Annotated in this window: 16 protein-coding genes, 1 tRNA gene and 3 pseudogenes; 13 read left to right on the top strand and 7 right to left on the bottom strand. The window is 73.5% G+C overall.

Annotated elements, in window-relative coordinates:
- Nucleotides 1-143 precede the first annotated feature (143 nt).
- The 6 genes and pseudogenes from BJF79_RS50765 to BJF79_RS57120 all read left to right on the top strand — a co-directional run.
- Nucleotides 144-455 (top strand): annotated as a pseudogene (locus BJF79_RS50765) (histidine kinase); the annotation flags it as partial.
- Nucleotides 456-1,155: 700 nt separating this feature from the next.
- The gene (locus BJF79_RS09715; RefSeq protein ID WP_158079135.1) at nt 1,156-2,610 is read left to right on the top strand and encodes an alpha/beta hydrolase; all 1,455 of its coding nucleotides are present in this window, start codon (nt 1,156-1,158) and stop codon (nt 2,608-2,610) included.
- 96 nt (nt 2,611-2,706) lie between these two features.
- A complete protein-coding gene (locus tag BJF79_RS09710) occupies nt 2,707-3,096 on the top strand; it encodes a hypothetical protein (RefSeq protein WP_075896424.1) in 390 nt (129 codons plus the stop codon).
- A gap of 2 nt (nt 3,097-3,098) precedes the next feature.
- Nucleotides 3,099-3,842: an ATP-binding cassette domain-containing protein gene (locus tag BJF79_RS57125; RefSeq protein WP_262401775.1), complete on the top strand. Its 744-nt coding sequence runs from the start codon at nt 3,099-3,101 to the stop codon at nt 3,840-3,842.
- The gene (locus BJF79_RS59125; protein ID WP_262401774.1) at nt 3,839-3,988 is read left to right on the top strand and encodes a hypothetical protein; all 150 of its coding nucleotides are present in this window, start codon (nt 3,839-3,841) and stop codon (nt 3,986-3,988) included. The genes BJF79_RS57125 and BJF79_RS59125 overlap by 4 nt, the downstream gene beginning before the upstream one ends.
- Entirely contained in the window at nt 3,985-5,565 is a 1,581-nt protein-coding gene (locus BJF79_RS57120) for a hypothetical protein (protein WP_075896422.1), read from the top strand. Before BJF79_RS59125 ends, BJF79_RS57120 begins: the two co-directional genes overlap by 4 nt.
- A gap of 34 nt (nt 5,566-5,599) precedes the next feature.
- Here the strand turns inward: BJF79_RS57120 and BJF79_RS66675 are convergent, their stop codons facing one another.
- A complete protein-coding gene (locus BJF79_RS66675) occupies nt 5,600-7,156 on the bottom strand; it encodes a hypothetical protein (protein ID WP_075896420.1) in 1,557 nt (518 codons plus the stop codon).
- Nucleotides 7,157-7,310: 154 nt separating this feature from the next.
- Here BJF79_RS66675 and BJF79_RS66670 point away from each other — a divergent pair, with 154 nt between their 5' ends.
- Nucleotides 7,311-7,853 (top strand): NUDIX hydrolase, encoded by a 543-nt coding sequence (locus BJF79_RS66670; RefSeq protein ID WP_410050064.1) that lies wholly within the window; start codon nt 7,311-7,313, stop codon nt 7,851-7,853.
- A 7-nt stretch (nt 7,854-7,860) separates the two neighbouring features.
- Here BJF79_RS66670 and BJF79_RS09685 read toward each other — a convergent pair whose 3' ends face one another.
- Nucleotides 7,861-8,643, bottom strand: a complete 783-nt coding sequence (locus tag BJF79_RS09685) for a TetR/AcrR family transcriptional regulator (RefSeq protein ID WP_083733302.1) — start codon at nt 8,641-8,643, stop codon at nt 7,861-7,863.
- A 63-nt stretch (nt 8,644-8,706) separates the two neighbouring features.
- Here BJF79_RS09685 and BJF79_RS09680 point away from each other — a divergent pair, with 63 nt between their 5' ends.
- Nucleotides 8,707-9,582, top strand: coding sequence for an ATP-binding cassette domain-containing protein (locus tag BJF79_RS09680; protein WP_075896416.1), 876 nt, complete (start codon nt 8,707-8,709; stop codon nt 9,580-9,582).
- Entirely contained in the window at nt 9,579-10,400 is an 822-nt protein-coding gene (locus BJF79_RS09675) for an ABC transporter permease (RefSeq protein ID WP_075896414.1), read from the top strand. The genes BJF79_RS09680 and BJF79_RS09675 overlap by 4 nt, the downstream gene beginning before the upstream one ends.
- A gap of 58 nt (nt 10,401-10,458) precedes the next feature.
- Here the strand turns inward: BJF79_RS09675 and BJF79_RS09670 are convergent.
- Both BJF79_RS09670 and orn read right to left on the bottom strand, forming a co-directional pair.
- A tRNA-His gene (locus tag BJF79_RS09670) sits at nt 10,459-10,534 on the bottom strand.
- A 54-nt stretch (nt 10,535-10,588) separates the two neighbouring features.
- Nucleotides 10,589-11,185, bottom strand: a complete 597-nt coding sequence (gene orn, locus BJF79_RS09665) for an oligoribonuclease (protein WP_075896412.1) — start codon at nt 11,183-11,185, stop codon at nt 10,589-10,591.
- Nucleotides 11,186-11,478: 293 nt separating this feature from the next.
- Here orn and BJF79_RS09660 point away from each other — a divergent pair.
- Nucleotides 11,479-12,683 (top strand): annotated as a pseudogene (locus BJF79_RS09660) (RNA-guided endonuclease InsQ/TnpB family protein).
- A 71-nt stretch (nt 12,684-12,754) separates the two neighbouring features.
- Here BJF79_RS09660 and BJF79_RS09655 read toward each other — a convergent pair.
- On the bottom strand, nt 12,755-13,402 hold the full coding sequence (locus BJF79_RS09655; protein ID WP_075896410.1) for a pyridoxamine 5'-phosphate oxidase family protein: 648 nt from the start codon (nt 13,400-13,402) through the stop codon (nt 12,755-12,757).
- A gap of 69 nt (nt 13,403-13,471) precedes the next feature.
- On the opposite strand from BJF79_RS09655, the gene BJF79_RS65405 reads away from it, so the two are divergent.
- From BJF79_RS65405 to BJF79_RS09640, 3 genes are all read left to right on the top strand, one after another.
- Nucleotides 13,472-13,747 carry a GntR family transcriptional regulator gene (locus BJF79_RS65405; RefSeq protein ID WP_075896408.1) on the top strand — a complete coding sequence of 92 codons (276 nt, stop codon included), beginning with the start codon at nt 13,472-13,474 and terminating at the stop codon, nt 13,745-13,747.
- Nucleotides 13,744-15,723: a PLP-dependent aminotransferase family protein gene (locus tag BJF79_RS65400; RefSeq protein ID WP_316043310.1), complete on the top strand. Its 1,980-nt coding sequence runs from the start codon at nt 13,744-13,746 to the stop codon at nt 15,721-15,723. The genes BJF79_RS65405 and BJF79_RS65400 overlap by 4 nt, the downstream gene beginning before the upstream one ends.
- 253 nt (nt 15,724-15,976) lie before the next feature.
- On the top strand, nt 15,977-17,065 hold the full coding sequence (locus BJF79_RS09640; RefSeq protein WP_075896404.1) for a phosphotransferase family protein: 1,089 nt from the start codon (nt 15,977-15,979) through the stop codon (nt 17,063-17,065).
- A 21-nt stretch (nt 17,066-17,086) separates the two neighbouring features.
- Here the strand turns inward: BJF79_RS09640 and BJF79_RS09635 are convergent, their stop codons facing one another.
- Together BJF79_RS09635 and BJF79_RS55280 are read right to left on the bottom strand one after the other, a co-directional pair.
- Entirely contained in the window at nt 17,087-18,577 is a 1,491-nt protein-coding gene (locus BJF79_RS09635) for an RNA polymerase sigma factor (protein ID WP_075896401.1), read from the bottom strand.
- Nucleotides 18,578-18,814: 237 nt separating this feature from the next.
- Nucleotides 18,815-19,441 (bottom strand): annotated as a pseudogene (locus tag BJF79_RS55280) (hypothetical protein); the annotation flags it as partial.

Below are 19,441 nucleotides of genomic sequence, written 5' to 3'. Positions count from 1 at the left end.
GCTCTACCGCGGGCCGCAGGCGCCGATCGGGCTGTACGCGGCGGTCGAGGGTCCCGGCGCTGCTGGTGCTGATCGGACGGGTCGTGCGGCGCGAGCCCGCCCGCGCGGCGCTCGCCGTCCTCGGGGCGGCGCTGACGGCGGCGATGCTGGGGCTGGTGGCGCGGGCGGCGGTACGGTCGCCGATGCCCGCCCGGGTGGAGGCGATGGCGGTCGGCTCGGTGCTGTTCCTGTTCCTGGTGGCGTGCGCGACCGGCGTGGGCCTGTACCTGCGGGACCTGGACGCGCGCCGGGTTCGGGCGGTCGCGGAGGCGCGCCGGTCGCAGCGGCTCGCGCTGGCGCGTGACCTGCACGACTTCGTCGCGCACGAGGTGACCGGGATCGTCCTGACGGCGCAGGCCGCGCAGTTGCGGGACCTGGACGCCGCCGGGTCGCGCGAGGCGCAGCGGCGGATCGAGGAGGCGGCGCTGCGGGCCCTCGACTCGATGGACGAGACGCTGCGCACGCTGCGCGACGACGGCCCGTCCGGGGACCTGCCGCCGACCCGCCTGTACGGGCTGGGCGACCTGCCGGAGCTGGTCGAGCGGTTCGCGGCGGCGGGGGCGCCGCGGGGCCGTGCTGGACGGCGCGCCGGTGGGGCGGCTGTCGCGGGAGGCGGGCGGCACCGCGTACCGGGTGGTGCAGGAGGCGCTGACGAACGTCCGGCGGCACGCCGCCCGGGCGGGCCGGGTGTCGGTGTCGGTGCGCGGTGTCGAGGCGGGGGTGGAGATCCGCGTCCGCGTCGACGGGGGCGGCGGGCGGGGGCTCGTGCGGGTGCGGCGGCGGTCGGGCGGCACGGGCCTCGCCGAACTGGACGCGCGCGCTCCGGGCGCACGGCGGGACGCTGGCGGCCGGGCCGGACGGGGACGGCTGGGCGGTCGTGTGCGTGCTGCCCACCGCCCCGGCCTCGGAGTGAAACTTCCCGGATATCTGCCGAACGGGAGATGTGGTGCGGTGCCCCGCACCGCGACCTTGGGTGCGTCGCTCGTACACCCAAGGAGGAACCCGATGCTCTCTCGGCAGCGAATTCGCGCGCCGCGCGGCCGCCGTGGCCGTCGCCGGCGCCGCCGCGGCGGCCCTGGCCGTCCCGGCCGGGGCGACGGCGGACCCGGTCGCCCGGTGCCGCGTGCCCTGGACCGCTTCCACGAGCAGCGGCTCGACTGGAAGTCCTGCGTCCTCGGCCCGGACGACGAGGTCGGCCGGGGGCTCGACGAGGCCGGGGCGCGCTGCGCGGACGTGACCGTCCCGCTCGACTACGCCCGGCCCGCGGGACGCACCGTCGAGATCGCGATCTCCCGGCTTCCGGCGTCCGACCCGGAGCACCGGATCGGCACGATGGTCCTCAACGGCGGCGGGCCGGGCCCGGCCATCGACCTGCCGCCGTACCTGCGCGAGGTGATGGGCGAGGCCGGGCGGCGCTTCGACCTCGTCGGCATGGACCCGCGGTCGCTCGGCCGCAGCGCCCCCGTCGACTGCGGCTGGCCCGCGAGCACCTGGATCAGGTCCGCCGGGGAGAGCCGCGCCTCGTTCCGCGCCTCCGCCGCGTTCGCCCGCGACCTGGCCGGGCGGTGCGCGCGGACGAACGGCGACCTGATCCCGCACGTGAGCACCCGCAACATCGCCCGCGACATGGACGTCGTCCGGGCGGCGCTGGGCGAGCGGAAGATCTCCTACAACGGCGCCTCGTACGGGACGTACCTCGGCGCCGTTTACGCGGCTATGTTCCCGGGGCGGCTCGACCGCACCGTGCTGGACAGCGCCGTCGACCCGCGGACCTGGGGGCCGGGCCTGATGCGGGAAGCGGAGGGCGCCAACGAGAAGGCGCTCGCCGACTGGGCGGCGTGGGCGGCGCGCCGGGACGCCGAATTCGGGCTCGGGACGACCCGGGCGGAGGTCCTGGCGGGGGTGCGCGGCATCGTCGAGGCGTCCGGCCGCGAGCCGCTGCGGGTGGGCCGGTACCGCCTGGACGACACGGTCGTGCCGGTCGTCCTGTTCAACTACCTCGACGACGACTCCGATCCGGCCCGGACGGTCCTGGCCGGGACCGTCCGGGTCCTGCGGGCCGCCGCCGACGGCCGGCCCGCCGAGCCGACCCCGGAACTGGAGGAGGGCCTCCGCTTCCTGCTCACCGGCGTCGAGTCGGGGTACGGCAGCGGCCAGAGCGCCATCGTCTGCGGGGACGGTCCGGCGGTGCGCGGCGTCGGGCGGTACTGGCGGGACGTCCAGGAGCACCGTGCGGCGGCGCCGACCTTCGGGCCGCTCGCGTACGGCGTCAACCCGTGCGCCTTCTGGCCGGTGCGTCCGGCCGAGCCGCCGACCCGGATCGGCGGGGAGCTCCCGGCGCTGATCGTGGCCGCGACCGGCGACACCCGCACCGTCTACGCGGGCGGGGAGTACCTGCACGGGGCGCTGCGCGGCTCCCGGATGATCACGCTCGACGCGAACGTCCACGCCCCCTACCAGCGCGGTTACGGCAACGCCTGCACGCACGACCGGGTCGGCGAGTACCTGCTGACCGGACGGCTGCCCGCCCGCGACGTGCGGTGCGCCCCCGAGAAGCGGACGGCGTCGTGAGCGCCCGGATATCTGCCGAACGGGAGATGTGGCCCGCCCCCGCCGGACCCGAAGCTTGAGGAGTGCCGCCGGAAGGGGCACTTCAGGAGGATCTCGATGAATTCCAGAAAGACCACGCCGGTCGCGGTGCTGGCGGCCGTCGTGCTGGCGGCGGGCCTCAGTGGGGGCTGCGTCGCGAAGGCCGGCAACGCCGAGCCCGAGAGCCGGACGTTCCCGTTCGCCGGGAGCACGCTGAACGTCAAGGCGAACGACGTCCCCACCGACCTGGTTCCGGCCGACCGCAAGGACGTCAAGGTCACCCGCTGGTTCGACGACAAGAGCCCCTGGTCGGACGCGCGGTGGCGGCTGGCGGACGGCGTCCTCGACATCGCCGCGAGCTGCAGCGTCATCGCGAACTGCGACGCGAAGTTCCGTGTCGAGGTGCCGCGCGGCGTCCGGGTGCTGCGCGACGGGGAACCGACGGACCTGCGCGGAACGGGGGAGTGACGATGCTCGAACTCATCGACGTCACCAAGGACTACCGGGGCGGCAAGCGCGCCGTCGACGGGCTGACGCTGCGCCTCGGCCCCGGCCTGCTCGGGCTGCTCGGCCCGAACGGCGCGGGGAAGTCGTCGCTGATGCGGATCGCCGCGACCATCACCCGTCCCACGTCGGGACGCGTGCTGTTCGAGGGCGCCGACGCCGTCGCCGACCCGCGGGCGCTCCGCCGGAACCTCGGCTACCTGCCGCAGGACTTCGGCGTCTACCCGAACCTGACGGCCCGCGAGTTCCTGGCGTACCTGGCGGCGGCGAAGGGGCTGTCGCGGCGCTCGGCGCGGGCCCGCATCGACGAGCTGCTGGAGACGGTCGGCCTCACCGGGGCGGCCAAGCGCGCGCTCGGCGGCTACTCCGGCGGCATGCTCCGCCGCGTCGGGATCGCGCAGGCCCTGCTCGCCGACCCGAAGGTGATCATCGTGGACGAGCCGACGGCGGGCCTCGACCCGCAGGAGCGGGCGCGGTTCCGCGCCCTGCTCGCCGACCTCGCCGCCGACCGAGTGGTCATGCTGTCGACGCACATCGTCTCCGACATCGAGTCGGCGCGACCGACATCGCGATCGTCGCGGGCGGGCGGCTGCTGCGCCGGGGCGCGCCGGGCGAACTGCTCGCGGCGCAGCGCGGCCGCGTCTGGGACCTGCTCGCCGCACCCGCCGAGGCCGACGCCGTCCGCGCCCGGTACCCGGTCGCCCGGATGATGCGGACGGCCGACGGCGTCCGCCTGCGGGTCATCGCGGACGCGCCGCCCGGCCCCCGTGCGGCGCCCGCCGAACCCGACCTGGAGGACGTGTACCTCGGGCTCCTGCACGCGCCCGCGGTCTTCGCGGCGGGAGGCGTCCGATGATCGCCCGCACGGTCGGGGGCACGGTCGGGGGCACGGCCCTCGGCGACTTCCGCGACCGGGTGCGCCGCCCCGCCTACGCGGTGACGCTGCTCGCCGCGGTCGGCCTCGGCTACCTGGCCGTCCCGGACGCCGGGAACCGGCTGGTGATCATGTACATCGGGGAGCACCGCGGCGAGTACGGCAGCGCCTACGTCGGGACGGTCACCGCGCTGGCGAGCGCGCTGTGGCTGACGCTCGGCGGCTTCTACGTGGTGCGGGGCGCGGTGGAGCGCGACGCCGCCACCGGCGTGGGCCGGCTCGTCGCCGCCACGCCGCTGCGCAACCCCGCCTACCTGGCCGGGAAGTTCCTGGCCAACGCGATGGTGCTCGGCTCGATGGTGGGCGTCCTCGCGATGACGGCGGCGGTGATGCAGGTCGCGCGGGGCGAGGACCGGTGGGTCGACCCCGTCGCGCTGCTCGTCCCGTTCGCGCTGCTCGCGCTCCCGGCGGTCGCGCTGACGGCCGCCGCGGCGCTGCTGTCCGAGACGATCCCGATCCTGCGCGGCGGCGTCGGGAACATCGCGTGGTTCTTCGTGTGGCTGGTCGGCGCGCTCGGCGGCCTGTCCGAACGCATTCCGGTCGACGTCGTCGGGACCCGGCACGTGGTCGGCGACCTGCGCGCCGCGATGACCGAACAGGGCCTGTGGAAGGACGACTACTCGTTCAGCCTAGGCCTGACGGAGATGGCCGAGCCGCTGCGGACGTTCCCGTGGGACGGCTTCGCGGTCACGCCCGGGTTCGCCGCGGGGCGCGCGGCCCTCGTGCTCGTCGCCGTCGCCGTCGCGCTGCTGCCCGCCGTCTGGTTCGCCCGGTTCGATCCCGCCCGCGGACGCCACGGCAAGCCCGCGCGCCGGGGCCCGGGCGCGGGCCCGGCGGGCGAGTCCGCACCCGAACCCGAACCCACGTTCGTCCACCGCGGGCCGCCCGCCACCGCGCCCGTCCGCGGCCGGACGTTCGGCAGGCTGCTCGCGGGCGAACTCGCGCTCGTCCTGCGGGACGCGGGCAAGTGGTGGTGGCTCGTCGCCGCGGGGCTTGCGGCCGCCGCGCTCGCCGTCCCGTCCGACGCCGTCTCCGCGGTCGTGCTGCCGCTGGCCTGGGTGTGGCCGGTCCTGCTGTGGTCGAGGCTCGGCACGCGCCCCGGGACGGCCGGAGTCGAGGGACTGCTCGGCGCGTACCCGTCCCCGGGGCGCCGCCTGCTCGCCGAGTGGACGGCCGGGCTCGCGATCACCGTCCTGACCGGGCTGGCGCCGCTCGCCCGCATGGTGCTCGACGCCGACGCCGCCGGGGCGTCCGCCTGGCTCGCGGGCGCGCTGCTCGTCCCGTCCCTGGCCCTGGCGCTGGGCACGGTGAGCCGCACGCCGCGCGTGTTCCAGGCCGTCTACCCGCCGATGTGGTACGCGGCGTTCAACGGTCTCGCGCCGCTGGACTTCATGGGCGCCGTCCCCGGCGGCCCGCATCCGCTGCTCGTCGCGGCGCTGGCCGTCCTGTTCCTCGCGGTGGCCGCCGTCACCGTCCCCGCCCGCCGCCTCGCGGCCTGACGCACGCGCGGGCAGATCGGACGAAGTTCGCAAATCACTTGCCGAGAAAACGGAACGGAGGCGATCGTTTACGACATCCTATTCGTCGGACGATGCGTCGACAGGGGAGCCGCACATGGCCACTCACCACGAGGGAGACGTCTCCTTCGAGCAGCTCATCGCCGGTGACCTCGCCAAAACGATCACGGCCGTCCCGCAGTCGCTGGACAACCAGTGGCTGGACGGCGAACTGCTCGCCGCGACGCTCCGGGAAGGACGGGTCACGCGGGCGATCGGCGACGAGCAGCAGCGCAGGGCCCGGCGCGAATACCTCCGGGCACTGCTGAACGCCGAGAAGATCATCGTGAACCGGGCCTACCTGTACAACAGCCGGATCGTGTACCAGGACTTCGTCCGGGACGGTCTCGACCGGAAGGCGTTCCGCACGCTGCTCACCAACGGGGCGATCATCCCCTACCTCATGGACGAGACGTCCCCGGTCCCGCAGGCTCCGCCGGCGTTCCAGGTGACGGACGGCTTCCAGGGATGGCGGGAGATCGCGGAGACCACCCCGATGTCGTGCCTGCGGCTGGCCTGGGACGACTCCGCCTACTCGGAGCTGGTCGTCCAGATGAGCGACGGCTTCGAGAACTTCCTCACCCGCCTCGGCAAGTTCCGCGCCCCCGCGCTGCGCCGCGACCTCGGCCTGGGCGAGGAGCAGGCCGAGGCGGTGTGCGCCCACCTCAGGGACGTGGCGGCCTGGTCCTTCGAGCGCACCAACGGCGGGGTCCCCGTGACCCGGCAGATGCTCTACGAGCGGTTCATCGTGGGCGAGGGCGGCGACGTCGCGGCCCGCGAGTACGACCGGAACCTGCCGCACGTCGCGCCGCTGAAGCAACTGCTCGACCTGAAGTACGCGACCAACCTCGCCGACGCCATCGACGTCTACGCCATCACCCCCGGCGACTCGCCCCGCCGCACGGCGCTCCAGGAAGGTCTCGCGGACCGGACCCGGACCGGACGCCGGACGCTGGCCGAGACCGACGCCGACCAGGTCGTCCGGATGCTGCGCAACCTGACCTTCGAGAACGTGCAGGGACTGCTGGAGCGGGTGCCCAGCCTGGACCGGCTGACCCTGTCGGACATCTGCCAGGTGCGGGCCGAGCGCGAGTGGAAGGTCTACCGCGACACGTTCGCGGGGCTGCTCGGCACCTCCTCCGTGGCCGACCTCGCGGCCGAGGCGGGCGGGGCCGCGGCCGTCACCGGCGCCTACGTCGCCATGCTGGAGAAGGCCGAGGAGATCCACGCCGCCAACTGGCAGGACGGGGTCGGGAGGCGGTTCCGGGGCCTGGCCGAGCTGGCCATCGACATCGGCGCGATGACGATCAACCTCGTCTACATGAACGACCACCCGGTCGGGTACGAGGTCGTCGGCGACGCCGCGGGCATGGCGCTCGGCCGGGCCGCGCGCGTCACCGTCCGGCTGGGGCTCGGCCGGCTGCTGGAGTCCCGGGCCGCGTACCGCATCGAGAACACCGCGCAGATCCTGGACATGCGAATGGACGATCCCGCCCGCGAGGCGCAGAAGATCATCGACCACCTCGCCCGGCACGCGCCCCGCTCCGCCGGTCCCAGAACGGGCCCGACCAGTCGATCGAGGTCGAGTGATCGATCCCGACGCGGCCGCCGCCTACGAACGCCTCCGGCGGGACGCCCCGGACCTGTTCGCCGAACCGGACGGGGCGCCCGTGCGGATCCTGTCGTCCATGCCGTCCACCGGCGGCCCGTACGGCGTCTGCTACCAGGACCCCTACATCACCGTCGTCCGCGATCCGGTGGAGTTCCCGGGCGGCGGCATCGGCGGCCACGTCCGCGTGCTGCCGGCCGCGCGGGACGGCGGGGCCGCCGTCCTCCCCGTGTGCGACGGCCGGGTCGTCCTGATCCGCCACTTCCGCCACTCGACCCGGCAGTGGCACTGGGAGATCCCCCGCGGCTTCTCGGCCCCGGGCGAGCCGCCGGACGAGACGGCGCGGCGCGAGCTGCGCGAGGAGATCGGCGTCGCCGCCCGCGACCTGACGCGGCTCGGGCGGATGCACGCCGACACGGGGATCACGGGCGGCGCCGTCGAGCTCTTCTGGGCGCGCGTCGACCCGCCGGGCCGCGTCGCCGCCGACGAGGGCATCGAGGGCCTCGCCCTGCTCGACCCCCGCGAACTGGACGACCTGCAGGACCGGGGCGACCTCACCGACTCCTTCACCCTGGCCGCGATCCTGCACGCCCGGCGGCGCGGCCTGCCCCCGTTCGTCTGAGCCGCGCCTACTTCGCCTGGCGGCGGCGTTCGAGGGATTCGAGCCCGGCGATGAGCATGTCGAGGCCGAAGTCGTACTCGGCGTCCACGCCCTCGGCTTCGGCCTCGACCTCGGCCTCGCACTCGGCGGGCGGCTCGGCGCCGACGACGTAGCCTCCGGTCGCCATGATGGGGGCGAGGTGGGGGAAGCGCTCGGCCGTGATGGCGCCGCGCAGCAGCGCCACCCCCGCCGGGGTCACGGCGACCTCGCCCTCCTCTTCGAGCGACTGCTCCAGCCCCACCATGGCCGCGACGTGCTGGGAGATCAGCAGGATGGCGGCGATCTTCTCCTCGTCGGTGAGGCCGAGGCCCGCCATGGCCGCCAGCCCGAGGTCGGCGGCCCGCACCGTGTTGGGCATGAGGACGACGGTCTGCCCGCGCGGGATCTCCAGCACCCAGGGATGGGCGCGGTAGGCGTCGCGGACCATCGAGGCCCACGCCCGCAGCCCCGCGCGCCAGTCGTCCGGCAGTTCGACTTCGGCGGGGGCGGGCACGGCGGCGTCCTGCATGAGGCGCAGGAGGTCGTCCTTGCCGGACACGTACCGGTAGAGCGACATGGTGGTGAAGTCGAGCGACTTCGCCACCGCCTGCATGGTGACCGCACCGAGCCCGTCGGCGTCGGCGATCGCGATGGCGGCGGCGACGATCCGTTCGTGCGTCAGCCCCCGCGACGGGCCGCGCTGCGGGACGTCCTGCATGCCCCAGGCGATCGCGAGGGCGCGCGGCAGGCCGGTCTCGGTCGTGTCTCCCATGCTCCCGATGTTCTCACCTCTAAAACTGTGTACGTCATAAACGGTGTATGCTATACTCAGTGTATGCGATACACAGAAACGCTCATCGAGCTCGACGGGCTCACCAAGGGCTTCGGGAAGCACGAGGTCCTCAAGGGCCTCGACCTGGCGCTCCCGCCGGGCATCCACGCCCTCCTCGGCCCCAACGGCGCCGGGAAGACCACCCTGGTCAACATCCTGTCCACGCTGACGCCCGCCGACTCCGGCAGCGCCCGCGTGCTCGGCCTCGACGTCCGCCGCGACCGCAAGGGCCTCCAGCGGCTGATCTCCCTGACCGGGCAGTACGCCGCCGTGGACCCCCGGCTCAGCGGCAGCGAGAACCTGGTCATGATGGGACGGCTCTTCGGGCTCTCCCGCCGCGACGCCGCCGCCCGCTCCGCCGACCTGCTCGCCCGCTTCGAGCTGGCGAAGGCGGCGGGCAAGCTCGTCGAGACCTACTCCGGCGGCATGCGCCGCAAGCTCGACATCGCCGCGAGCCTCATCGCGCACCCGAAGCTGATCTTCCTGGACGAGCCCACCACCGGCCTGGACACCCGCAGCCGCCAGGTGCTGTGGGACGAGATCACCGCCCTCGCCGCGACCGGCACCTCGATCTTCCTCACCACGCAGTACCTCGAAGAGGCCGACGTGCTCGCCGACCGGATCCTCGTCCTGAACGGCGGCCGCATCGTCGCCGACGGCACCGCGGCCCGGCTCAAGGAACAGGTGGGCGGCTCCACCATCCAGGTCCACGACGACCACGGCCGCGTCACCCGCGAGATCCCGACCCACGGCTCGGCCGTCGACCTCTCCCGGCGCCTCGCGGCCCTGGCGGCCGAACGACCGGACGTCCAGGTCACGGTCCGCAAACCCACCCTGGACGAAGTGTTCCTGAAGCTCACCGGAGAGAAGGCGGCATGACGACCACCACCGCGCCCGCGACCACGACCGCTCCGACGACCGGCGCGGGCTTCCTCACCGGCCTGCGCGTCTTCACCGGCCGCAGCGTCAAGCAGTCCTTCCGGGACGGCGAGTCGCTGCTGATGGCGATCCTGCTGCCGGTCTTCCTCATGCTGATCTTCACCTTCGTGCTCGGCGGCGCCATGGACGTCGGCGGGGGCGGCGGGCGCGAGGCGTACCTGTCGTTCGTCATGCCGGCCATCGCCCTCACCGCGGCCGGCTTCGGCGCGTCCTACACCTCCGTCGTCGTCAGCAACGACATGACGACCGGGTTCATGAACCGGCTGCGCACCATGCCGTTCCCGTCCGTGACCGTCCTGCTCGGCCACACCGCGTCGTCGATGGTGCGCAACATGCTGGCCACCGGAGTGGTCCTCCTCGTCGGCTTCGCGGTCGGCTTCCGCACCGACGCGACCGTCCCGCAGTTCGTCGGCGCCGTCGGGATCATCGCGCTGTGGATCCTGATGATCACGACCGTCTTCGCGATGCTCGGGATGCTGGCCGGTTCCGCCGAGGCCGCCAGCGGCTACGGCTTCATCCTGCTGTTCCTGCCGTACATCTCCAGCGGCTTCGTGCAGGTGGAGTCGATGCCGGGCTGGCTGCAGCCGATCGCCGAGCACCAGCCGATGACGCCGATCATCGACGCCTCGCGCGCCCTGCTGAACGGCCAGTCGGCGGGTTCGGGCGCGTGGATCGGCGTCCTGTGGTGCGCGGTGTTCATGGCCCTCGCCGTATGGGTCACCGCCGTCGTCTTCCCCCGCAAGGTGGCCCGCACCTGACCCCGGCCGCACACGGAAAAGCCCTGGCCATCTCCGTGATGACCAGGGCTTCTCGCGCTGGGGTGAGTGAGGGGACTTGAACCCCCGACATCTTGGACCACAACCAAGTGCTCTGCCAGCTGAGCTACACCCACCGTGGCCGGGAACGCGCCCGGCTCCAAGTAGTGTAGCGGGTCCGGGGGAGTGGGTCAGCCGGAGATCTCGGCGGCGAGGGCGCGGGCGGTCTCGGAGTCGGGCCCCGGCTGGGGCACGAAGACGGCGGCGCGGTAGTAGCGCAGCTCCTGGATGCTCTCGGTGATGTCGGCGAGGGCGCGGTGGCCGCCCTTCTTCTCGGGGCTGGCGAAGTACGCGCGCGGGTACCAGCGGCGCGACAGCTCCTTGATCGAGGAGACGTCGACCATGCGGTAGTGCAGGTGGGCGTCCAGGGCGGGCATGTCCCGGGCGAGGAACGACCGGTCGGTGGCGATCGAGTTGCCGCACAGGGGCGCCTTGCCCGCGGCCTTGACGTGCCCACGGACGTAGTCGAGGACGGTCTTCTCCGCCTCGGCGAGCGTGATCCCGTCCGGCAGCACGTCGAGGAGCCCCGACGTGGTGTGCATGTCGCGGACGATCTTGGTCATCTGGGTGACCGACTCCGGCGGCGGCTTGATCACCACGTCGACGCCCTCGTCCAGGATGTTCAGCTCACTGTCGGTCACCAGCGCGGCTATCTCGATCAGGGCGTCCTTGTGCAGGTCGAGCCCCGTCATCTCACAGTCGATCCAGACCAGCTTAGTGTCCGTCATACCTGCTCCAACCTGCTGAAACTGTCCGACGAATCTCCCGAACATTCCAGGGATGTCCAGTGATGACGGATCCATCTGTGACAGGACCGTGGCACGAACTGTGACACAGTCCCCAAGAGACCATCGTGCCAGGCTAAGGCATGATCCGGACACGGGGAGACCCCGGCCCTGACAGGGGCTGGGCGAGGAATCCGGACTCCGGCGGAGCCGGGACATTCTTGCATCACAGATCACCGGAAGAAACCTTCAGCAAACCCGGAAAGTAACGCAATGGACATGTAAACTCACTGACTGTGAGGATGGCGTATCGGTGCCGGGCGTACCCGGACCCCGACCAGGCGGCGATGTTGGGTCGCACGTTCGGCTGCGTGCGGCTGGTGTGGAACAAGACCCTCGCCGAACGTTCGAGCGTCTACCGCACCGAGGGGAAGCGCATCTCGTACAAGGAGACCGACGCGGCGCTGACGGAGTGGAAGAAGACCGAGGATCTGGCGTTTTTGTCGGAGGTGTCGAGCGTGCCGTTGCAGCAGGCGCTGCGGCACCAGCACACCGCGTTCACCAACTTCTTTGCGGGACGCGCGAAGTATCCGCGGTTCAAGAGCCGCACCGGCCGCCAGTCCGCGTACTTCACCCGTTCGGCGTTCCGCATGAAGAACGGTGGGCTGTGGCTGGCCAAGACCGCCGGGCCGCTTGCGTTCGTGTGGTCGTTCGATGATGTGGACGTGGCCGGGTTGGACCCGACGATGGTGGTGGTCTGCAGGGAGCCCGACGGCCGCTGGTACGTCACCTTCAATGTTGATGCCTGTGATCCGGCGCCCGCGCCGCCGGTCGGGTACGCGATCGGGGTCGATCTGGGGGTGAAGGATTTCGCGGTGGTCTCCGACGGGACCCGCATCCCCAACCCGAAACATTTGGAGAAGAAGCAGCGGAATCTGGCCCGGTACCAGCGGCGCATGGCCCGCAAACAACCCGGCTCGGCCAACCATCGCAAAGCCAAGACCAAGGTCGCCCGCACCCACCGCAAGGTCCGCGACGCCCGCCAGGATTTCCTGCACCGCACCAGCACCGACCTGGTCCGTGACGCCGACACCATCGTGATCGAAGACCTAGCCGTAAAGAACATGATGCGTAGCCACAGGCTCGCTCGGGCGATAGCCGATTGCGGGTGGGGCGAGTTCCGCCGCATGCTCGAATACAAGGCCGGGCGTGCCGGGCGGACCTTGATCGTGACCGACCGCTGGTTTCCTTCCTCCAGACGTGCTCGTGCTGCGGGCACCGGCTGGAGAAGCTGAGTCTTTCCGCCCGGTGCTGGACGTGCCCGGGCTGCCGCACCCGTCATGACCGGGATGTCAACGCGGCAAAGAACATCCTTGCGGCCGGTCGGGTCGCAGCCGGGCGTCTGTCCCCCGGCGATGTCTGTGGAGCCGATGTAAGACGGCCGGGGAACCCCCCGCCGCCGACGGCAGAGAAGCAGAAACACCTGCGGCGCGAGCCGTAGGACTCCTCTCCCTTCAAGGAGCGGAGGAAGTCAACCTACGACCCCGCGCGGACATGCGGGGCATCGAGATGTCATGACATGGTGCGGGACGTGATGTGGGGCGGGGGTTCGATGCCGGGGCGCAGGGACGGGTCGGGGATCGGCGCCTCGAACGTCCGCCGGACGGGGACGACGCCCGCCCACACGTCCAGCGCGTGGTCTTCGGCGTCGTCGCCGGGCGGGCCCTGCCGGACCTTGACCGACGCCTCGGCGAGGGGCAGGGCGAGGACGGTCGTGGCCGCGAGTTCCTTGCGGGTGGGGAGCCGGGCGGTGTCCCACTGGCCGGGGGCGAGCCGCTCGGTGACGGCGCGGAGCCCGGCGAGCTTCTCGTCGCCGGTGACGACGGACGGCGTGCCGTAGACGATCGCGCTGCGGTAGTTGAGCGAGTGGTGGAAGAGGGACCGGGCGACGACGATGCCGTCGAGGTGGGTGACGGTGACGCAGACGTCCCGGGACGGGCCGTGCCGGAGGCTCGCGGCGCCGGTGGAGCCGTGCAGGTAGAGGGTGTCGTCCAGGCGGCCGTATCCGGTGGGGATCACGCGCGGGGAGCCGTCGATCACGATGCCGAGGTGGCAGATCAGCCCCGCGTCGAGGATCTCGTAGAGGACGGTCCGGTCGGCGGACGAGCGTTCCGGGAGCCGGCCGAGCCGGGTGCGGGGCGTCGCGGAGAGCGGGTTCATGTCCGATTACGCTAGGTCGAAGGTGGCCTGGTCGGCAGAGCCACTCGGTGCCGATAAGGAGAGACCACTTTGCTGCCCCTCGTCGTCGACCGGGACGCGGACGAGTCCATGCACGCGCAGCTCGCGGGCCAGTTGCGGGGCGCGATGCGGGACGGGCGGCTCGCGGCGGGGGAGCGGCTGCCCGCGACGCGCGCGCTGGCGGCGCGGCTCGGGGTGAGCCGGACGGTGGTGACGGAGGCGTACGAGCAGCTGTACGCGGAGGGGTGGCTGGAGGGGCGGCACGGGTCCGGCACCTATGTCGCCGACGGGGTGACGGCCGACCCCGAACCGGAGCCGGGCGCATGAACCCGCCGGAGCCCCCACCGCGGGACGGGGTGATCGACCTGCGGCCCGGCCTGCCGTGGGTGGGCGCGCTGGACACCCCGGCGTGGCGGCGGGCGTGGCGGCTGGCGTCCGGGGTGACGCCGCGGTGGCGGCAGGACCCGCACGGGCTGCCGGGCCTGCGCGCGGCGCTGGCCGAGCACGTCCGGCGGAACCGGGGCGTGAGCTGCCAGGACGTCCTGGTCACGCGGGGCGCGACGAACGGCCTGGACCTGCTGGCCGCGACGGTGCTGCGGCCCGGCGACCGGGTCGGCGTGGAGGAGCCCGGCTACCGGCGGGCGCGGGCGGTGCTCGCGGGGCGGGGCGCGGAGCTGGTGCCGTGCCCGGTGGACGAGCACGGGCTGATCGTCGACGCGCTGCCGGACGGTCTGCGGCTGGTGTACACGACGCCGTCGCACCAGTTCCCGATGGGCGGCGTGCTGCCCGTCCCGCGGCGGCGGGCGCTGCTGGCGTGGGCGCGCCGGACGGGCGCGCTGATCGCCGAGGACGACTACGACGGCGAGTTCCGCTACGACGTCGCGCCGCTGCCCGCGCTGTACGGGCTCGACCCCGACGTCGTCGTGTACCTGGGGACGACCGCGAAGATCCTGTCGGTCGACATGGGCGTGGGCTGGCTCGTCGGGCGTCCGGACCTGGTCGCGGCGGTCGCGCGGCGGCGCGCGGAGCTGAACGACCGGACGCCCGTCGTGCCGCAGGAGGCGCTGCGGCTGCTGCTCGAAGGCGGGGACGTCGACCGGCACGTCCGCCGGATGAGCCGCGAGTACGCGCGCCGCCGCGCGGTCGTGGAGGCGCTGGCCGGGCTGCGGCTGCACGGCGACACCGCGGGCCTGCACCTGGTGGCGGACGTCCCCGGGGACCCCGAGGACGTCGCGCGGCGGGCGGCGGCGCGGGGCGTCCTGACCGAGACGCTCGCGCCGCACTTCGCCGGGCCGCCGGCCGCGTCCGGGCTGGTGATCGGCTACGGGACGGCGGCGGGCCCGGCGGAGCTGCGGGCGGGCTGCGGGGTGCTCCGCGCGCTCGCCGGGCGCGGGTTAGGAGCGGGCGCCGACGGGTTCGGAGCGGGTGCCGACCGGGACGGGGTCACCGGCCGGCGGACGTGCCGGGCCGGGGAGCGCCGTGCGGGTCAGCAGGGACGGTTCGGGCAGCGGCGCGCGCGTCGCGGGATGGGCGCGACGGGCGTGTCGGGGCCGGTGATGCGGCGGATGTCGATGCCGCCCGGGTCGGGACGGTCGGCGAGCGGGGCCTGCGAGGCGCCGAAGTGCCCGCCGCGCGCCCAGTCGCGGCGGCTGCGCAGCGAGTGGTACGACTGCGGGGACGGCAGCGGCGGCCCGGCGGGCCAGCGGCGGGCGATGTGCCAGGCGTCCAGCCAGCGCATGATCGTGTCGATCCCGGTGAGCAGCGAGCCGGTGAACGGGACGCGCGCCTGCCCGACGACCATGATCTGCAGGCAGGTGCGGCCTTCCCGGCACACGGGGGCGTCGAGCAGCCGCGCGGCGCGGGTCGCGGGGAGCAGTTGCGCGATCTCGCCGGTGCCGGGATGCCAGACCAGGTGCGGTGGGCGCTCCTGTTTGACGAGGTCGGCGGCCAGGGAGCGGGCGGAGACCGAGCGGGGATCGTGTTCCCCGGTGAACCAGACGACTCGGGGCGCACCTCCCTGCATTCCTCCGCCGTCGTCTCGTACGGGCATGCGTGCGGCTCCCGGCAGCCATGCGTCTGCCACGGTGCGTCCCCCCAATCGGGCCGGGGTCGGCCCCGAATGGTCTAGTCCTATTCTCTTAGCCCAGCGAGACCGATATGTCCAGCTTGCCGCCACGGGCCGGTGTCGGCGGCCGCGACGTTCGAGCCGCGGCGCCCACTTCGCCACGGTCGTCGTCGCTCGCGCGGCCCCGGCGTCCCGGACTCTCCGGCGTGCTGCCGATCGCCGGTTGGGAATCTCATGAACCGGTCCAGACGGGGTGCAATCCGGCGCACGTCAACACTGGCACTTGACGCTCGGTAAATCAGTGTGACGCGACGGCCGGATGTGGCCGATTAATTACGGTGCGCGATGTCATCCGGCCGGACGGGCCGTCCGTCGGGGTCCGTGGGGCGGCCGGTGCCGGCGGGACGGGCGGTGCACCCGGCCGGCCGGCCCGGCCGACGTCGCCACCCCGGGTTTCGCATCGGGACCGAGTCGCGTTCTAATAGGGCGTCATGACCGTTGACGCAGACCTTCCGGCCGGGGTCCCCGGCATCGACGTTCCCCGCCTCGCCGACTGGCTGGCCGGCGCGCTGCCCGGTAGCGGCCGGATCACCGCGATCGACCTCATCGCCGGCGGCCGCTCCAACCTCACCTACGGCCTCACGCTGGACGGCGGCCGCCGCATCGTGCTGCGCCGGCCCCCGCTCGGGCACGTCCAGCCGACCGCCCACGACATGGGCCGCGAGTACCGGGTGCTGAGCGCGCTCGGTACCGGGACGTCCGTGCCGGTACCGACCACGCTGGCGTTCTGCGACGACGAGGACGTCATCGGCGCCCGCTTCTACCTCATGGACTTCGTCGAGGGCCGCGTCCTGCGCACCCGCGAGGACGCCGCCGAGATGACCGTCGAGCAGGCGCGCGGGCTCAGCGAGGCGCTCGCCCGGGCGCTCGCCGCGATCCACACCGTGGATCTCGACGCCGCGGGCCTCGCCGACTTCGGCCGCCCGAACGGCTACATGGAGCGGCAGCTCAAGCGGTGGGGCAAGCAGTGGGACGGCTCGCAGGAGGCGATCCGCGCCACCGGCACCGTCCGCGACCTGCCCGAATACGACCGGCTCGTGGCGCGGCTCGGCGAGCGGCTGCCCGCGGACGCCCCGGCCCGGCTCGTCCACGGCGACTTCCGGCTCGACAACGCGCTCGCCCGGCTGGAGCCCGAACCGCGGATCGCGGCCGTCGTCGACTGGGAGATGTCCACGCTCGGCGACCCGCTGTCGGACCTCGGCCTGACCCTGGTGTACTGGCCGGAGGCCGCCGACGCCGAGGACGAGCTGCTGCCCGTCGGCGCGACGATCACCCGGGCGCCCGGGTTCGCCACCCGCGCCGAGTTCGCCGCCCGGTACGCCGAGCTGACCGGCTTCGACGTCGCCGGAATGGACTACTACGTCGCGTTCGCCTGCTTCAAGCTCGCGGTCATCCTGGAGGGCATCCACGCCCGCTACCTGCAGAAGGCGACCGTCGGCGAGGGCTTCGACCGGATCGGGGACGCCGTGCCGGTGCTGCTCTCGCGCGCGCACCGCGTCCTCGACACCGGCACCTTCTGACGTCCGGCCCGCCGGGGCGCGTCAGCAGTACGTGACCGACGCCGCGCCGCCTGGGGAGAAGGAGACCGAACCGGTCTTCTCTCCCCAGCACGTGGTGTCCTTGCGCACCGCGACCGTCGCGGTCTGCCCCGCCCCCAGGTGTCCCGAGCCGCCCGCGCTCAACCCGTCCGACGCGCCGGTGACGCGCCAGCTCACCGGGCCGTCGACCGCGCGGATCGTGATGCCGCACTCGTCGTCCGGCCAGTCCATCTCGCAGCCGCTCACGGCGAGGCGTCCGGCGGCGGGCGGGTCCGGCCGGTCGGGCCGCTTCGTCGTGGGCGCCGTCGTGTCCGGACGCTCGGTCGTCGGCGTCTGCGACGGGCTCTGCGACGGCGACTCCGAGGGCGACTCCGACGGCGACTCGCTCGGCGACGCCGACGAGCTCGACGGCGCCGGATCGGTCGGCTTCGACTCCGTCGGGACCGGTCCACCGGACGCGTCGCTGATGCTCGGCTGCGCCGAGATCCGCGGCAGCGCCGACCCGCCGTCCTCCTCCTCGCCGCCGAACGCGGTCAGCGCGCCGGCGAGGACCACGACGGCGGTGATGCCCGCGCCGACGACCGCGTAGACCGGCCCGCGCCTGCGCTGCGGCTTCTCCTTCGCGCGCGTGACCGTCGGCTCGTAGGGCAGCGGCCAGCCGTACTCGTCGAACGGCTCGGTCCACGCCGCGATCGACCGCCGGTTCGCGGCCCGGTCGTCGGCGGTCGCGGCGGTCAGCACGTCCAGCCGCAGGTCGGCCGGGATCGCGGCGATCGGCAGCACCGCCAGCAACTGGCTCGGCGGCGGCGCCGGCACCTCCCGCGTCCCGCACGCCCGGCACTCGGCGACATGCCGGACGAGCGCCGCCGCGGCCTGCGGCGGCAGCGGCCAGCCGTCGGCCAGCGCCGCGGCCTCCGGGCACTCCTGGCGGTGGTGCTGCGCGACGAGCGCCGCCCGCACCCCCGCGCCGAGGTCCCGGCGGGCCTGCTCGACGAGGGGATAGACGTCCTCCAGCGGCACGCCGAGGATCCCGCACAGGTCGACCTCGTCCAGTTCGTGCCGGACGTGCAGGTCGATCGCCTCGCGCTGCCGTCCGCTGAGGGCCGCGAGCGCGCTGTGCGCCAGCATCCGGCGCTCCTCGCGGCGCGCGAGCTGCTCGGGGGACAGCCCGTCGTCGGCCTCCGGCGCCTCCTGCCCGGTGTGCCGGTTCGGGCTGTCGCGGCGCCGCATGCACTCCTTGCGGGCGATCGCGTACAGCCAGCCGCGCAGCCGCTCCGGCTCGGTCAGCCGGTCGGCGTGCTCGCGCGCGGCGATCACGCAGTTGCGCAGCGCCCCGGCCGCCTCGACGCGGTCGCGCAGCAGCCCGTGGCAGTAGTCGAAGAGGAACGGCGCATAGGCGTCGTAGACTTCGGTCAGCGCGATGACGTCCCCGGCCCGCAGCGACTCCGCCAGCCGGACGGCGTCGTTCTGCCCGGACCTCGGCTCACCTGCCACGGATGCCCTCCTCGGTTCATTCGGTGTAGGTGATCGTGTGCCCCCGGTCGGCGCCGACGTCCGTCAGGGCGCACTGGTTGCCCGATCTTGCCACCAAATTTCGCGGATTTCTCCCAGATGACCGAATCTTTGTGATGGGCAAGGCACGCCGCGTGGCCGTTTCCGCTACTTGATCAGGTACTACGCGCGTGAAAGTGATGTGGGTCTCATGACCGCCCGGTCGTACGTCCCGGCCGTCTAGTCGCCGGGCGCGCCGCCGCCGTCCGGCCCGCCCTGCTCCTCGCACGTCCAGGACACCTGTGCGGACGCGCCGCCGGGCGAGAACGTCACCGTCCCCGACCCCGACCCCGGGCATCCGTTCAAGGACACGTAGGCCGAACCGCCGTCGCCGCTGCGCAACGTCCCGCCGGACGCCGACAGCGGAGGCTGCGCGCTGGCCGACCACGTCACCGGACCGCCGACCGCGCGCAACGAGATACTGCAGCCGTCGCCGCCCGGGGGGATCGTGCACCCGCTCCCGACCCGCAGCGTGCCCGCGGACGGCGGCTCGTCGTCGTCCGGGTCGCCGAGCGGGACGGACGGGACGGGCGCGCGGTCGTCCGGCTCGGCGTCGCGGACCGGCTCGGCGACGCGGACGTCGTCGACGGCGTCGCGGACGGGGACTCGCTCGCGGTCGGGGACGTCGGACGTCCGTCGGGAGGCCGAGTCCGGACGGGACGGCCGACGGGTCGGCGGGGCGATCGCCGCGGTGCCGCTCGGTCCCGGACGGCGCCCAGCGGGTTCTCGTTCGACGAGTCCGGCATCATCACGAACGCGACGAGGACCACCGCGACCACGGCCGCCCCGGCGGCGAGCGCGGGCACG

The sequence above is a fragment of the Actinomadura sp. CNU-125 genome (assembly GCF_001942465.1).
GTDB lineage: Bacteria > Actinomycetota > Actinomycetes > Streptosporangiales > Streptosporangiaceae > Spirillospora.
This window is presented reverse-complemented; position numbering and strand designations above follow the sequence as displayed.

What these genes read in the sequence shown, in the direction of transcription:
- BJF79_RS57125 (WP_262401775.1), top strand. Translation starts at nt 3,099, where the DNA reads ATGCTCGAACTCATCGACGTCACCAAGGACTACCGGGGCGGCAAGCGC.
- orn (WP_075896412.1), bottom strand. Translation starts at nt 11,185, where the DNA reads ATGACGGACACTAAGCTGGTCTGGATCGACTGTGAGATGACGGGGCTC.
- BJF79_RS65400 (WP_316043310.1), top strand. Translation starts at nt 13,744, where the DNA reads ATGAACCCGCCGGAGCCCCCACCGCGGGACGGGGTGATCGACCTGCGG.
- BJF79_RS57120 (WP_075896422.1), top strand. Translation starts at nt 3,985, where the DNA reads ATGATCGCCCGCACGGTCGGGGGCACGGTCGGGGGCACGGCCCTCGGC.
- BJF79_RS59125 (WP_262401774.1), top strand. Translation starts at nt 3,839, where the DNA reads ATGATGCGGACGGCCGACGGCGTCCGCCTGCGGGTCATCGCGGACGCG.
- BJF79_RS09640 (WP_075896404.1), top strand. Translation starts at nt 15,977, where the DNA reads ATGACCGTTGACGCAGACCTTCCGGCCGGGGTCCCCGGCATCGACGTT.
- BJF79_RS09675 (WP_075896414.1), top strand. Translation starts at nt 9,579, where the DNA reads ATGACGACCACCACCGCGCCCGCGACCACGACCGCTCCGACGACCGGC.
- BJF79_RS09655 (WP_075896410.1), bottom strand. Translation starts at nt 13,402, where the DNA reads ATGAACCCGCTCTCCGCGACGCCCCGCACCCGGCTCGGCCGGCTCCCG.
- BJF79_RS09680 (WP_075896416.1), top strand. Translation starts at nt 8,707, where the DNA reads ATGCGATACACAGAAACGCTCATCGAGCTCGACGGGCTCACCAAGGGC.
- BJF79_RS66670 (WP_410050064.1), top strand. Translation starts at nt 7,311, where the DNA reads ATGCCGTCCACCGGCGGCCCGTACGGCGTCTGCTACCAGGACCCCTAC.
- BJF79_RS09710 (WP_075896424.1), top strand. Translation starts at nt 2,707, where the DNA reads ATGAATTCCAGAAAGACCACGCCGGTCGCGGTGCTGGCGGCCGTCGTG.
- BJF79_RS09685 (WP_083733302.1), bottom strand. Translation starts at nt 8,643, where the DNA reads ATGGGAGACACGACCGAGACCGGCCTGCCGCGCGCCCTCGCGATCGCC.